Origin of the sequence: Paragemmobacter ruber (assembly GCF_009908315.1) — a bacterium.
Classification (GTDB): domain Bacteria; phylum Pseudomonadota; class Alphaproteobacteria; order Rhodobacterales; family Rhodobacteraceae; genus Paragemmobacter; species Paragemmobacter ruber.
This window is the reverse complement of the sequence record NZ_JAAATW010000002.1, coordinates 524,884-539,777: the sequence shown is the minus strand read 5'-3', so window position 1 is coordinate 539,777 and position 14,894 is coordinate 524,884. Positions and strand designations below refer to the sequence as shown.

Annotated in this window: 13 protein-coding genes; 3 read left to right on the top strand and 10 right to left on the bottom strand. The window is 67.5% G+C overall.

The genetic code is table 11. The features are described from left to right. Positions 1–19: 19 nt before the first annotated feature. Positions 20–1,744 (bottom strand): sensor histidine kinase, encoded by a 1,725-nt coding sequence (locus tag GU920_RS10995; protein ID WP_235933233.1) that lies wholly within the window; start codon positions 1,742–1,744, stop codon positions 20–22. Positions 1,745–2,154: 410 nt separating this feature from the next. Then, positions 2,155–3,576: a UDP-N-acetylmuramoyl-L-alanine--D-glutamate ligase gene (gene murD, locus GU920_RS10990; protein WP_161767052.1), complete on the bottom strand. Its 1,422-nt coding sequence runs from the start codon at positions 3,574–3,576 to the stop codon at positions 2,155–2,157. Between the two features lie 203 nt (positions 3,577–3,779). Between murD and GU920_RS10985 the strand changes: the two genes are divergently transcribed. Continuing rightward, positions 3,780–4,943 (top strand): aminotransferase-like domain-containing protein, encoded by a 1,164-nt coding sequence (locus GU920_RS10985; protein ID WP_161767363.1) that lies wholly within the window; start codon positions 3,780–3,782, stop codon positions 4,941–4,943. Positions 4,944–4,953: 10 nt separating this feature from the next. After that, positions 4,954–5,616: an RraA family protein gene (locus tag GU920_RS10980; RefSeq protein WP_161767051.1), complete on the top strand. Its 663-nt coding sequence runs from the start codon at positions 4,954–4,956 to the stop codon at positions 5,614–5,616. A gap of 6 nt (positions 5,617–5,622) precedes the next feature. On the opposite strand, the gene GU920_RS10975 is transcribed toward GU920_RS10980, so the two are convergent. The 5 genes from GU920_RS10975 to metF all read right to left on the bottom strand — a co-directional run bounded on the left by GU920_RS10975 (position 5,623) and on the right by metF (position 10,471). Continuing rightward, a complete protein-coding gene (locus tag GU920_RS10975) occupies positions 5,623–6,714 on the bottom strand; it encodes a thiolase family protein (RefSeq protein WP_161767050.1) in 1,092 nt (363 codons plus the stop codon). An 82-nt stretch (positions 6,715–6,796) separates the two neighbouring features. Next, on the bottom strand, positions 6,797–8,053 hold the full coding sequence (locus GU920_RS10970) for an AMP-binding protein (RefSeq protein WP_161767049.1): 1,257 nt from the start codon (positions 8,051–8,053) through the stop codon (positions 6,797–6,799). Positions 8,054–8,057: 4 nt separating this feature from the next. Further along, entirely contained in the window at positions 8,058–8,825 is a 768-nt protein-coding gene (locus tag GU920_RS10965; protein WP_161767048.1) for an aldolase/citrate lyase family protein, read from the bottom strand. Beyond that, a complete protein-coding gene (aroQ, locus tag GU920_RS10960; protein ID WP_161767047.1) occupies positions 8,822–9,268 on the bottom strand; it encodes a type II 3-dehydroquinate dehydratase in 447 nt (148 codons plus the stop codon). Before aroQ ends, GU920_RS10965 begins: the two co-directional genes overlap by 4 nt. A gap of 336 nt (positions 9,269–9,604) precedes the next feature. Beyond that, complete coding sequence (metF, locus tag GU920_RS10955; RefSeq protein ID WP_161767046.1) at positions 9,605–10,471, bottom strand: methylenetetrahydrofolate reductase [NAD(P)H]; 867 nt, start codon at positions 10,469–10,471, stop codon at positions 9,605–9,607. A 98-nt stretch (positions 10,472–10,569) separates the two neighbouring features. On the opposite strand from metF, the gene GU920_RS10950 reads away from it, so the two are divergent. Further along, positions 10,570–11,475, top strand: a complete 906-nt coding sequence (locus GU920_RS10950) for a LysR family transcriptional regulator (RefSeq protein WP_161767045.1) — start codon at positions 10,570–10,572, stop codon at positions 11,473–11,475. Positions 11,476–11,553: 78 nt separating this feature from the next. On the opposite strand, the gene GU920_RS10945 is transcribed toward GU920_RS10950, so the two are convergent. The 3 genes from GU920_RS10945 to GU920_RS10935 all read right to left on the bottom strand — a co-directional run bounded on the left by GU920_RS10945 (position 11,554) and on the right by GU920_RS10935 (position 14,705). Beyond that, the gene (locus GU920_RS10945; protein WP_161767044.1) at positions 11,554–11,802 is read right to left on the bottom strand and encodes a DUF6525 family protein; all 249 of its coding nucleotides are present in this window, start codon (positions 11,800–11,802) and stop codon (positions 11,554–11,556) included. Beyond that, positions 11,799–13,004, bottom strand: coding sequence for a GTP-binding protein (locus tag GU920_RS10940; protein WP_161767043.1), 1,206 nt, complete (start codon positions 13,002–13,004; stop codon positions 11,799–11,801). The genes GU920_RS10945 and GU920_RS10940 overlap by 4 nt, the downstream gene beginning before the upstream one ends. 135 nt (positions 13,005–13,139) lie before the next feature. Then, positions 13,140–14,705, bottom strand: a complete 1,566-nt coding sequence (locus GU920_RS10935) for a calcium-binding protein (RefSeq protein WP_161767042.1) — start codon at positions 14,703–14,705, stop codon at positions 13,140–13,142. Positions 14,706–14,894: the final 189 nt, after the last annotated feature.

Sequence of the window (14,894 nt, the reverse complement as noted above, 5' to 3'; positions counted from 1 at the left end):
AACGCGGCAAGGCAAGCGATCAGGACCGCGCCGACAAGCCCGCCGCCGCATCATCGACCACAAGGCGCAGGCTCACCACGATCAGCGTGCCCCGTCCGGGCTCGCTGTCCACCGTGATCTCGCCCTGCATCAGATCGACCAGCCGCCGCACGATCGTCATGCCCAGCCCGCTGCCGCCAAACCGGCGCGCCGTGCTCGCATCGGCCTGCTCGAAGGACGCAAAGATGCGCGCAACCTGCGCCTCTGTCATCCCGATCCCCGTATCCGACACCTCGAACACCACACGATCCGGCAGGTTGGCCCGCACCTTCAGCCGCACCGATCCGCTTTCGGTGAACTTGATCGCATTGCCGACAAGGTTATGCAGCACCTGCACGACGCGCGTTTCATCCCCGACCCGCGCGTAAATCCCGTTGGAAGAATGGAAAATGTCAAAGGATATGCCCTTCGCCGCCGCAGCCGGGCCGTGCAGGGCCTCCAGCCGGTCCGTCGCGGTCCTGAGGTCAAAACTCCGGCTTTCCAGTTCCATCTTGCCGGATTCGACGCGCGACAGATCAAGGATGTCGTTCAGCAGCGTCAACAAGCTCCAGCCAGAGTTGCGGATGACCGTCAGCATGGACCGCTGCTGATCGTCGAGGTTGCTCTGCGCCAGAAGGTCCGCCATGCCGAGAACCCCGTTCAGCGGCGTGCGGATCTCATGGCTCATATTGGCGAGGAACTCGGATTTGGCGCGGCTGGCGGCTTCGGCAGCCTCGCGCGCCTGGGTGATCTCCGTCACATCCACGCGCAGGCCCACGCGCCCCCCATCCGAGGTGCGCCGTTCCATGACCTGCAACACGGTGCCATCGCAAAGCGTCTGCCGCACCACCTTGCGGGATGCCGGAACACTCATCTGTTCTTCCAGCCAGGCCTCCTCGCGCCCGATCGCATCGGGAAACTGCCGCTTGGCCAGCCCATCGCGCAGGATGTCCTCGAACCGCGCGCCGGTCACGATCGCATCGGCACTCAGATGATAAAGCTCGCGAAACCTGCGATTTGCCAGAACCAGACGATCCTCGCTGTCGAAATAGACAAACCCGTCATTCAACCCTTCCACCGCATTGATCAGCTGCGCCCGCGCTGCCTCAAGGTCCCGCAACCGGCCCTTCGATTCCTCCAGCGCCGCAGACAGGGCGGCATCGGCGCGCGACTGTTTGAATAGGTTTTCCGCGATGTTGTAGCTGTACAGAACAAAGGCGATGACCAGCAGGATCAGCCCGCTTGGCCCCGCCGGCTCAACCTCGTTATGGGCGATCGACCAGATCACGATTCCTGTGGCAATCAGAACGGGGATCGACAGCGTCGCCACGAAAAGCGGCATCTTCGCGAAAGCATTGGCGATGTGGATGAAAACCCCGCAGGTCCAGATCAGGCCAAGCGCGACGACGGCCAGATCGGGATGTCGTGTCATCACCATGGCCGGGATCATGTAATTGAACGTGCTCAAGGCATTCACGCCCCAGTGCAGCACGATCACCCAAAGCGGCACCTGCACCGGCCAGATCAATTCCTTACGGTGCAGAAAGGCGGAGATCGTCTCAAAAACGACAATCGCAATCAGACAGCCAATCGCGGCCTCAACATGACCGACAAGAAAGATGACGGCCAGAAAGAACCCCGACATGCCCAGACGTTTGGGCATGTCGCGCAGGTCGATGGGGCGAAGAAGCTCCGTTTCCTTCCTGATGCGGCTCTCAAAGTCCATCGTGATCCCTCTGGTCACGGTCCGGCGCGTTTCCTTCGGCTGCGTCGCAGGTCTTTTAACGACCGGAGTCGGCCCGATCTTCGCGAACCCACCCGATCGCCACCAAGGTTAATCCGAATGTCGTCCTAAGAAAGGCACGGGCTACCGCGCCCGACGGCCACCGATGCACAGTCGGGCGGCGGTCATCCGGGGCGGAAAGGGATCGCAACGCGGCGTCCGGCCCTCACCGCCGCAGGACGGCTTTCCCCATCATGCCACCGCCCGGCAGCCTCCCCCCAAAGCGACTCACGCCACCCCTTACCACCCCGTTAACCTTAACGGCGCGTAAGGCCCCCGCGCGTATGCACGCCTGTCTGCACGCGATCCTGCACCCGGTCCTGCACACCCCAAAAACCGGTCATTCCAATGATTTATCCAGCGTCCGCAGCCACTTGGCCAAGAACTTCCCGAACCCGCGCGGTGAAATCCTCACCCCGTTTCTCAAAGTTCGGATACTGGTCAAAACTCGCCGCCGCCGGCGCCAAAAGCACCACCTCACCGGGCTCCGCCTCTTCTGCCGCGCGCGCCACCGCGCGCTCCATCGTCTCGCAGATCTCGTGCGGCAAGTCGCCGATCTGCAAGGCGAATTCCCGCGCCGAATGGCCGATCAGATAGGCCTTCACCACCGATCCCAGATGCGGCGCCAGCGCGGCGATGCCGCCCTCCTTGCCCATGCCGCCCGCGATCCAGCGTATCTTTTCAAAGGCTTGCAGCGCCTTGGCCGCCGAATCCACATTCGTGGCCTTGCTGTCATTCACAAACCGCACCCCGCCCCGCTCCGCCACCAATTGGCTGCGATGCGGCAACCCGGCAAAAGACCGCAGCGCCCCCTCGATCTCCCGCGGCCCCAGCCCCAGCGTGCGGCAGGCCGCATAGGCGCAGCAGGCGTTCTGATGGTTGTGCGCACCGGGCAAGCCACTGATTTCCCTCAGGTCTATGCTTGCCACCTGCCGCCCCTTGCGCCATTCGGCCAAGAACCCCTTGCGCGCGAACACGGCCCAGCCGAACCCTTCCAGCTTCGTTCCCGAAGACACCCGGATCACCCGGTCATCCTCCGGCCCGCCGCTCAGCTGATCGGCCAGATAGCGGCCCTCCCCCTCGTCCACCCCGATCACCGCCCGGTCCGGCCCACCTTCGGCAAACAGCCGCCGCTTGGCCGCGAAATAGCCGCCCATGCCGCCGTGACGGTCCAGATGATCGGGGGAAAGGTTCGTGAAAACAGCAACATCCGGGGTCAGCGCACGGGCAAGCTCCGTCTGGTATGACGACAGTTCCAGCACCACCACCTGCCCATCCTGCGCGGGGTCAAGGTCCAGAACCCCCCGCCCGATATTGCCCGCCATCTGCACCGGCCGCCCGGCCTCGGCCAGAATGTGGCGGATCAGCGCGGTCGTCGTGGACTTGCCGTTCGATCCCGTCACCGCCACCACCCGCGGCGTGCTGTCGAACCCGTCCCAATCCTTCGTGGCAAAGCTGCGGAAGAACAGCCCGATGTCATTGTCAACCGGGATACCCAACCCATAGGCCCGCGCGATGATCCGATGCGGCGCGGGGTAAAGGCTTGGAATCCCAGGGGAAACCACCAGCACCGCCACGCCTTCCAACGCGCCGTGGCGCGTCAGGTCAACTGTGGGGAACCCCTCCGCCTCGGCCTTGGCGCGCGCCTCGGGGCTGTCATCCCACAACAGCGCCTCCGCCCCTCCGGCCTGCAAGGCCCGCGCCGTGGCCAGCCCAGACCGGCCCAAACCCAGCACCGCCACCTTCCGGCCCGCATATCCGACCACCGGGATCATCCGCCGCCTCCCAACCCTAACCTTCGGCAGCAAGGGATAGGGGACGCACGGCAAAAGGAAAAGGCCCACATTCCTGGCAGCGCGGGGGGGGCCACCGCCCCCCCCGCACCCCCCCGCACCCCGCGCAAACCCTTGCACCCGCTGACATTCCGGTGTCACCTGTCATCATGACCCCGCCCGCACCCCCCCGCTTTGCCCAACGGATGAACACCGTCCAGCCTTCTGCCATCCGCGATCTGCTCGCGCTCGGGGCCGATCCCGCCATCACCTCCTTCGGCGGCGGCTATCCCGACGCCACCCTCTTCCCCCGCGCCGCGCTTGAGGGCATCTTCCGCGACCTGCTGCGTGATCCGTCGGGCGATCCCCTGCAATACGCCCCGTCAGACGGCCTGCCCCGCCTGCGCGCCCAGATCGCCGCCCTGATGACGCAGGACGGCACCCCCTGCGCCGCCGAGGATGTGCTGATCCTGCAAGGATCCCAGCAAGGGCTTGATTTCGCAGCCCGAATGTTCGTGAACCCCGGCGATGTGATCATCGTCGAAGACCCCACCTTCCTCGGCGCGCTGATCGCCTTCGCCCCCAGCCAGCCGCGCTATGCCGCCATCCCCGTGGACGGCGACGGGATGGATATCGACGCGCTCGAGGCCACCCTCGCCGCCACGCCGCAGGCGCGGATGCTCTACACCGTGCCTGATTTCCAGAACCCCACCGGCGTCACCCTGTCGCTGCCCCGGCGGCACCGGCTGATCGACCTCGCCAACCGCCACGATCTGATCGTGATCGAGGATACGCCCTACCGCCACATCCGCTTCGCAGGTGACACCCTGCCCACACTCAAGAGCCTCGACACCCAAGGCCGCGTCATCCATCTGGGCAGTTTCTCCAAGATCCTCGTTCCCGCCCTGCGCCTTGGCTGGGCCGTTGCCGCGCCGCACCTCTTGGAAAAGATGGGGCTTCTGAAGGTTGCGGCCGATACCCAAACCTCCACCCTGAACATGGCCGCAGCCAGCCTGTTTTTGGACCGCCATGACCTTGCCGCCCACATCGCCACCCTGCGCACCGCCTATCGCCACAAGAAAGAGGTCATGCTCGACGCCATCCGCCACCACTTCCCGCAAGAGGTGACGGTGACCGATCCCGAAGGCGGCCTCTTCACCTGGGCGCGCTTTCCCGAAGGCTTCGACGCCACCGCCTTCATGCGCGATCACGCCCTGCCCGAGGCGCGCGTCGCCTATGTTCCGGGCGGCACCTTCTTTGCCACCACGCCGCGCCCCAACCACGCGCGCATCAATTTCTCCGCCCCGTCCGAAGACCGTATCCGCGCCGGGATCAAGGCGCTCGGCCACTGCCTCAAGACCCATCTGTAAAGGCCAGATCATGCCCGTCACCCTGCACCGCCCCGGCCTCCCTCCTGCGCCCGACCTGTCAGGTTGGGCCGATATCCCTGTCGCCATCGCCGTGGATACCGTGCCGGGCGCGCAGCAGATCGACCCCGCCATCCGCCCCCTGCGCCCGGCAGGCCAGCAGCCGCGCCTGATGGGCCGCGCCGTCACGGTGGAGTGCGCCGCCCCCGATTTCGGCGCGGTGCTGCACGCGCTTGATCTGATCGGGCCGGGCGAGGTGCTGGTGATCGCCGCCGCGGGCCATGCCGACCATGCCATGATCGGCGACATCCTGTCGGGCCATCTGCGGGCCAAGGGTGTGGCGGGCGTGATCGTGGATGGCGCCGTGCGCGATACCGGCACACTTGGCCGATGGGATGATTTTGCAGTGTTTTCCCGCCACATCACACCACGCGGACCGAAGGGCGCCGACCTTGGCGCCGTCCTTGGCCCGGTCCGCTTCGGCGGGGTCACGATCCAACCCGGCGATCTGATCCTTGGCGATGATGACGGGCTCGTCTGCCTGCCGCCCGAGATATGGGAGGCCGGCCTCACCCCCGCCCGCGCGAAACTGGCGCTGGAGGAACGCTGGATCCACGCCCTGCGCAACGGCAGCGCCGCCGCGGCCTTTGGCCTGCCCGCCCCCTTCCGCCGCTGACGGCGGTCACGCCTCCAGCAGCAGCGCCGTCCCGATCCCGCCCGCCGCCGCGATCGCGGCAAGGCCCGCGCCCCTGTCCAGATCGGCAAAAAGCCGCACCGCCAGCACCGCGCCCGAGGCCCCCACGGGGTGCCCACGCGCCAAGGCCCCGCCGCCAAGGTTCACCCGCGCCGGATCCAGCCCCGCCCCCTCCACGCAGGCGATGGCCTGCACCGCATAGGCCTCCATCACCTCGGCCCGCGCCAGATCGGCCGCCCGTCGCCCGGCCCCCGCCAGAACCCGCCCGATGGCCGCCACCGGGGCCAGCCCCGGCTCCCACGGCACGCCGCCCAGCGTCACCCCACCCGCGATCCGCAGCGCGCGCCCCGCCACCCGCCCCGCCACCCGCTCGGACACCACCAGCACCAGCGCCGCTCCATCCGCCGCCACCGCGGCATTGGCCGCCGTCACGCTGCCTGCCACCACGGGCGCCCGTGCCGCCAGCGCGGGCGTCAGATCGCGGGTGAACCCGTCGCGCATGGCCCCCGCCACCGGCACGATCTCGCCCGCCAGATTGCCCGCGAGATCGGCCGCCCGCGCCTTGGCATGGCTCTGCACCGCCCAGGCGTCCTGCCGGTCCCGCCCGATCCCCAACCGCACCGCCAGCGCCGCTGCCGCTTCGGCCATGCCGGGGTCGCGGTCGGGCCAGGGCGTGAAGGGCGCCTCGTCATAAGGCGCGGCTGCCCCGGGCATCCGCCGCTCGGGCCGCTGCGAATAACTCTCCGCCCCGCCCGCCACCACCACCTCGGCCAGCCCCGCCATCACCATGGCCCGCGCCAGCAGGATCGCATCAAGGCCGCCCGCGCATTGGCGGTCGATGCTCAGGCCTGCCACACGCTCGGGCAGGCCTGCCGCCAGCGCCACGCGCCGCGCCGGATTGCCGCCCGGCCCAAGCACGTTGGATAGGATGACCTCATCCACCGCCTCCGGCGCCAGCCCCGCATCGGCCAGAAGCGCACCCACCACCGGCGCCGCCAGCGCCTCCAGCGACAGGGCGCGAAACGCACCCCCGCGCGGCATCACCGCCGTCCGCCGCGCCGCGATCACGAAGGCCTGCATCCGCCTGCCCCCATCCCTGACCAAGCCGCTTCATCTTGGCCCAAATACCCAAAAGACGGCACCAGTCCGCGCCCCCGCCGCGTCACAGCCCCGCCTCCGACGCGATCCGCACAAGATCGGCCTTGCCCGAAGCCGTCTCGGGCCAGTCATCGCGCCAGATCAGCGCGCGCGGCGCCTTGAGCGGCCCAAGCCGCGCCCGCGCCGCCCGCAGGATCGCCGCCTCTTGCGCCGGATCCCCCTGAACCACCGCCACCAGAACATGCCCCCGCAACGCATCCGCCCGCGGCACCACCGCCACCCGCCGCACGCCGGGACATTCCAGCAGTATCCGCTCGATCTCTTCGGGAAAGACGTTCTGATCGGCCACCGTGACCATCCGGCCCAGACGGCCCGCCAGATGCAACTCCCCCCCCTCCATCCAGCCCATCTCGCCCACCGACAGCCAGCCCCGCCGTTTCAGCGGCGCCGTCCCCCTGCGGTCACCATAGCGGTCGCAGAGATAGGGCGACTTCACCCAGATCTCGCCCACGCCCCCCGGCCCCAACACCGTGCCATCCGCGGCCCGCACCTCCAGCCGCACGCCGGGATAGGGCCGCCCCACCCCATCGGGCCGCGATGCAGGATCGGCCAGCGTCACGAAACTCGCCTCCGCCGCGCCGTAGAACTCGCGCACCTCCGCTTGGGGGGCCAGCACAGCCAGCGCCGCCCGCAGCGCCGTGTCCAGCTTCGCCCCGCCCACCAGCACCAGACGCAAGCCGGGCAAGGCACCCCCCCCCGCCTCGACCACAAGCCGCAACTGCGCGGGCGTGGCATACAGCACCTCCACCCCCCGCGCGGCCAGCGCGGCGCGCTGCCCATCCGGGCGCAGCCCCGCCAGCAGATGCACCTCCGCCCCCAGACAGGCGCCCTCCAGCGCCCCGTAGAGCGACAGCGAATGAACCATCCGCCCCAGCACGGCCACTCGCTGCCCCGGCCCGATCCCGAACAGCCCCGCATTGACCGCGAAACTCGCGCACCAGGATCGCTGCGTCCGCCGGATGCGCCGCGGCACCCCCGTCGTGCCCGAGGTCAGCGCCTCGAACACCGGGCGCCGCCCCGGCGCGGGCGCGGGCAGGTCAAGGGCCCCCACCCGGAACGGCAGACCGGCCGCCCCTTGCGCCAGCGCCGCCCGCACCGCATCGGCGCACCGGGCAGGGTCGATAAGCGCGGCCCCCCCGTCCGGCACCTGGACGATGGGCCCCGCTGCTCCGCCTGCCCCTTCACCCAGCGCTCCATCCGGTCCGATCAGACGCGCGGCGGGATGCGCCTGAAACCGGTCTGGAACACGCCCCCGCGCCACCGCGCTACTCCGGCCGAAACCGCGCCGACAGCGCCCGCGCCCCCTGCGCCAGCAGCGCCACATCCATGCCGACCGCGGTAAAGGTGGTCCCCCAGCCGATGCAGGTCTGCGCGAAAGCAGGGTCCAGCGTCAGGATACCCGCCGGCCTGCCCGCCGCCACGATGGCGCGGATGCCCGCCTCGATGGCCGCCACCACATCCGGGTGTCGCAGGTCGCCCGCATGGCCCATGCTGGCGGCAAGGTCGGCCGGCCCGATGAACAGCCCGTCCACCCCGTCCACGGCGGCGATCTCGGGGATGCGCGCCATGGCCTCGGCGGTTTCCACCTGCAGGATCAGGCACAATTCCTCTTCCGCGCGCTGGTGATAGCCCGCCACCTGCCCGAAGATGCTGGCCCGCGTCAGGCCAGCCACCCCCCGTATGCCGCGCGGCGCATAGCGGATGGCCGCCACCGCCGCCCGTGCCTCGTCGGCGTTCTGGACATAAGGAATGATCAGCGTCTGCGCCCCCAGATCAAGCAGCCGCTTGATCAGCACCGGGTCATTCGATGCAGGCCGCACCACCGCCTGCGTGCGATAGGGCGCCATGGCCTGCATCATCGGCAGCGTGTCGGGAACATCCGTCACGGCATGTTCGGTGTCGATCACCACCCAGTCAAAGCCGCAGGTCGCCAGAAGTTCCGACACCAGCGAACCGGGAATGGAATTCCACAGCCCGATCTGCTGCCGCCCCTCTTTCAACGCCCGCTTGAAGCGATTCGGGGGCAGCATCATGCGCCGACCATCGTCTTCATCCGGCGCAGCGCCAGAAGATAGCCCTCAGTCCCGCACCCCGCGATCACCCCATCCGCCCGGGCCGACACATAGGAATGATGCCGGAACGCCTCGCGTTTGTGGATGTTGGAGATATGCACCTCGATCACCGGTCCTTCGAAGGCGTTCAGCGCGTCGATGATCGCCACCGAGGTGTGGCTATAGGCGGCCGGGTTGATGATGATGCCCGCCCCTTCGCTGCGCGCCGACTGGATCCAGTCGACCAGTTGCCCTTCGTGGTTCGATTGGTGGAAGCGGATCGTCAGACCCAGTTCCTCGGCCAGGGTGGCGCAATCCTCGGCCACATCCTCCAGCGTCGCGCGGCCATAGATTTCCGGCTGCCGCAACCCCAAAAGGTTCAGGTTCGGTCCGTTCAAAATGAAGATGGGCTTGGCCACGGGCATGTTCCTTGGGTCATTTGCCCGCGACGTTAATCCCGCCGTGCCCGCCCCGCAACCACCGCGCGCCGCCCCATCCCTGCCCAGCCGAGGGCGGGAAAGGCTGGACCGGGGGCCAGCCCCCGGACCCCAGGGGTATTTCCGGCCAAGATGAAGACAAGGCGAAAATAGGGGCGATGATCGGGGCGAAGATCAGGCGGGCAAAGACCACCTCCCCCGGCAAAAATGGGCGCCCGCCCCGCCGAAGACCCCTGCCCCCGCCTGCGGGAGCCGTGCAGGCCGGGGGTCGGGGTCGGGTGCGGGCGCCCAGTCTGCCACTTCCCTGGGGACAGGGAAGTTCCGTTAGGCCACCTTTTCCAGCGCGACATCCGGGCTGATGCCCAGCGCCCGCACCACGGCCTGTGTCAGATGGGGGCGGTTCAGGGTGTAGAAATGCAGATCCTCCACCCCGCCCTCGATCAGCCGGGCGCAGAGCGTGGTGCATTGCGTCAGCGCCAGCAACTCCTCGCGCCCGTCGCGGGCAGCGATGCGGAAGGCATCGTCCAGCGCGCCCGGCACCTGCGTCCCGCAGCGCGCAGCGAACTTCTTCGCCCCCTCCCATGATGTGATGGGCAGGATGCCCGGGATGATCGGCGCGTGGATACCCGCCCGGGCGCAGGCGTCGCGAAAGCGGAAGAACGTATCCGCGTTGAAGAAGAACTGGGTGATCGCGCTCGATGCACCCGCGTCGATCTTGCGCTTGAGCCAATCCACATCGGCAAAGCTGTCCTTGGCATCGGGATGCGGCTCGGGATAGGCGCCCACGCGGAGGGTGAACTTGCCCGTCCGCGCCAGCGCCTCGACGAGTTCGACGCTGGAGGCAAAGCCCTCGGGATGCGGGGTGAAGCGCGCGGCCCCTTTCGGCGCATCGCCGCGCAGGGCGACGATCTCCGTCACACCAGCTGCTGCATAGGCCTCTGCGATTTCGAGCGTCTCTGCCTTCGTCGCATCCACGCAAGTCAGATGGGCCGCCACCTTCAGCCCGTAGTTGCGGTGGATCGTTCCCACCGCCTCATGCGTCAGCTTGCGGGTGGTGCCACCCGCCCCATAGGTCACCGACACGAAATTCGGCCGCAGCGGGGCCAAGGCCTGCACCGTTTCCCACAGCCGAAAAGACGCATCCAGCGTCTGCGGCGGGAAGAATTCAAAGCTGATACGCGGTGCGGTCATGGCAAGCGGCTCCTGTTCACGGACACCCTTGTCTCAGGAATCGGGATGTGAGACAAATTCATAATACTCATCATCAACATGAAAACGGCGCATCATAAATGCATCTCGAGTTTCGCCATCTCCGCACCATCCGCGCCATCCATCAGGCGGGCGGCCTCGCCCGGGCGGCGGAAATCCTGAACATGACGCAATCCGCCCTGTCGCATCAGGTGAAAGGGCTTGAGGATCAGGCCGGGATGGAACTGTTCGTCCGCCGGTCCAAGCCCATGCGCCTTTCCGCGGCCGGGCTCAGGATGCTGAAACTCGCCGAACGCATCCTGCCCGAGATCGACGCGCTGGAAGAGGAATTCCGCGCCCTGAAATCCGGCAAGACCGGGCGGCTTCACATCGCCATCGAATGTCATGCCTGTTTCGACTGGCTCTTCCCGGTGCTCGAACAGTTCCGCCACGCCTGGCCCGAGGTGGACGTGGACATCCGCGCGGGCCTTGCCTTCGACGCCATCCCCGCGCTTTTGCGCGAAGAGGTGGATCTCGTCATCTCCTCCGATCCCGTGCGGCTCGATGGCGTGGTCTACAACCCGCTTTTTGATTATCACCCTACCTTCGTGGCCTCCAAGGACCACCCGCTGGCAGCGAAGGATTGGGTCGGGGCCGAGGATTTCCGCGATGAGGTGCTGATCACCTATCCGGTTGCCCGCGACAAGCTCGACATCTTCACCGAACTTCTGACACCCGCCCGGATCGAACCGCGCGGTCAGCGCCCGGTGGAGCTGACCGCCGTCATCCTGATGCTGGTGGGATCGAACCGGGGCGTCGCTGTCCTGCCCGACTGGGTGCTGCGCGATGTGCGCAGCCATGCCGATTACATCACACGCCCGCTCGGCCCCAAGACGATCACCCGCCGCCTCTATGCCGCGACGCGGGAAGAGGATGCTGCCAAGCCCTTCATGGCGCATTTCCTGCGCCTCGGCCGCAGCGAACCGGTCAAGCTGCAACGCTCCTGAGCCGCGGCCCCGGCTGTGCGCGTCCCGGTAGGATGGGCAGTCCTGCCCATCCTACGCCCGGCCCATCCTACGCCCGACTCAAGCGCGCCAGACCTCATCCCGCTCCCGGGCCAGCGTGGCCGCTTCCACCTCGGCGAGCCGCCGCAGCGCGCCCTCGACGCCGGACCGCCGCACCTCACGCTCCCAGACCCGCCGCGCGCTCTGGGCCGACCAGGGCAGCGCGGCCTCCTTCAGCCACAGCCGCAGCGGCGCGGGCAGCGCATCATGCGCCCGCATGGGGCAGCCCCGCCGCCACTGCGCCCGGGGCGAGCGCAGGTTCCCGCTCATGCCGCCCGCCACTGCGGGAAGGGATCGGCCATCCCGGCCCATGCCTCGGGCGCGAAGGACGCGCCCGGCACCAGCGCCGCCTCGAGTGCCGCCGTGATCGCGGCACGGTCCATGCCATGGCCGATGAAGACGATTTCCTGCCGACGGTCGCCCCAGGGCTCTGCCCACAGTGCCTGCACCTCCTCCAGCCCCGCCCCGCTGCGGGGCCAGCGCGTCGCAGGCACCGCCGCCCACCACCGCCCCAGCGGCGAGACGGATGACACCGCCCCCGCCAGCGAGAATTCCGCCGCCCAGTCGGGGCGCGTGGCCAGCCAGAAATGCCCCTTCGCCCGGATCACACCGGGCAGATCACCGTTCAGAACCGCATGGATGCGCGCCGGATCAAAGGGCCGCCGCGCCCGGAAGACAAAGCTTTCGATCCCGTATTCCTCGCTCTCCGGCACATGGGACGCAAAGCCATACAACTCCTTCGCCCAGAGCGGATGCTCCGCCGCCCGGTCGAAATCGAACAGCCCCGTCCCCATCACCGCGCCCAGATCGACGCGCCCGTGATCGGCTTCGATCACCCGCGCATCCGGGTTCAGCGCTGCGATGATCTTGCGCGCCGCATCCACCCGCCCGGGCCCCGCATCCGACACCTTGTTCAGCACCACGACGTTGGAAAACTCGATCTGCTCTGTCAGCAGGTTGACCAGCGCCCGCCCGTCGCCCTCGGGCGTCTCCACCCGCGCGGCCAGAAAATCATGGCTGGAGAAATCCTTCAGCAGGTTGATCGCATCGACCACCGTCACCATCGTATCCAGCCGCGCCACATCCGACAGGCTGACGCCTTCCGCATCGCGGAAATCAAAGGTCGCGGCCACCGGCAGGGGTTCCGAAATCCCGCTCGATTCGATCAGCAGATGGTCGAACCGCCCAGCCTCGGCCAGTTTGCGCACCTCGCTCAGCAGGTCATCGCGCAGGGTGCAGCAGATGCAGCCATTGGTCATCTCGACCAGCTTCTCCTCCGCCTGATGCAGTTCCGCCCCCGCCCGGATCAGATCGGCGTCGATGTTCACCTCGGCCATGTCATTGACGATCACCGCCACCCGCAACCCCTGGCGGTTGTTGAGGACATGGCTCAGAAGCGTGGTCTTCCCGGCCCCGAGAAACCCCGACAGAACGGTGACGGGCAGGCGAGGATCAGGGGCTACGTGCGACATTGGCGTATCTCCGTATGTTATACTATAACACACATGCCGCAGCCTGTCGGCCCTGTCCAGCCCCCCCACCCGCACGGCCAAGGAAAAGGGCGGCCGCGAGGGCCGCCCTTCCCCTTCCTGCCTGACCTGCCCGAGCTAAAGCAGCTCGAAGTCAAACGCCTGCAGGCTGTTCACCCCGGTCAGCGTGGCGATCAGCACCGCCGCCTCCCCGCCGATCCCGTCACGATCCCAGAACAGGCGATCCGTCGCCGTGTCGAAATAGAACCACGACGCACCGCTTCCCCCGGCCTGCGTGCCGTTGACGAAGCGCAACGTGGTATCCATCCCGGCGAAATCCGCGGTATCAAAGACCAGATCATCCACGCCCGTGACGAAATCCGTGATACGATCCGCCCCAAAAGGGTTGCCGTCCCATGTGTTGAAGCGGAAATCATCCGCACCGCCCCCGCCAGTCAGCCGATCCGATCCGCCGCCCCCGACCAGCGTATCCGCCCCGCCCCCGCCCGACAGCGTATCCGCACCGTCATCGCCTTCCAGAAAGTTCGCACCGCTGCTGCCCGTCAGGCTGTCATTGCGGAAGGTGCCATACAGATTCTCGATGCTGACCAGCGTCTCGACATTGCCAAAGCCATCGTTGCGCACCTGCCCAGAGGCCCGCGACAGATCCACCACCGCGCCCGATGTGACGAAGTCGCTCCAGAATTCCACCGTATCGGAACCGCCGCGCCCGTCGATCACGTCCACGCCGTCATCGGCGATGATGTAATTGTTGGCCGCATTGCAGGTGATCGTGTCCGCCCGCCGCGTGCCATAGACATTCTCGATCCCGCTCAGCGTGTCCAACTGCCCCCAGCCGTCCCGCGCCTGCCCGGTCGTCAGGTTCACGGTGACGCCGCGCAGGCCGCCATATTCGGCATCCCGGTCATAGCGCGCCATGTCGTTGCCCGCGCCCCCCACGATGGTGTCGCGCCCTTTCAGACCCGAAAACTGCTCATCCGCCGCCGATCCCGTGAACTGATCCGAAAGCCGCGACCCCTGCACCCGCTCGATGTTGGTCAGCGTATCCGTCCCGCCCCAACTGTCGATGGCGGTGCCCGTGGCAAGATTGATCACCGCCCCGCGAAAGGCCGAAATGTCAAAGAAACTTTCGGTCATCGCATAAGTGTCGCGGTCATCACCCCCGTCGATCACATCGTTCCCAGCATCGGCCTTGATGAAATCCCGCCCGCCGCCGCCAAAGATCGTGTCATTGCCCGCATTGCGCCCGGCGATGATGTCATCGCCGGCGTCGCTGCCGTTGATCCGGTCATTGCCATTCAGAAGCAGGGTCCACAGGTCGAAGGTATCGCCCTCGCGATACTGGCCCCGCCGCTCCCAGCCCAGCCAGATGTGATCGACATCCTCGGCCGACTTGTCGAGCTGTGTCGCCGTCAGCCAGACCGTGCCACCCACCCGCACGGTCAACCCCGCCATGGTGCCGCCGATCAGCCGGCCGCCTTCCGGGAAAGCGCCGGATGAATACTCAAGCCCGCTCCCGGTGAACACGATCTCCACCACCCCGTACTCGGGTGACGTCCATGTCACCGCAAACCGGGTGGCCTCTCGGGTGACCGCAGGGCTTCCCTCCAGAAAATCCACCTCGAACAGATCGGGCCACCACTGATACTGCGGCGCGGCATTCGCAATCGTTACAACAGCCATCGTTACTCCTCCGGCACTGGTAAGGGTCGACATACAGGAAAACGGCGCCGCTCACGGCGACGTGATGATGGGACCTGCCGCATGAGTCGCGCAAATGATCTTTTCGACGCCAGACCTGCGCGCCGCGCCGCACCCCCTTCCCTTCCGCGCCTCCCCCGTGTAATGCCCCTGCCCTGATCCCACCCACCC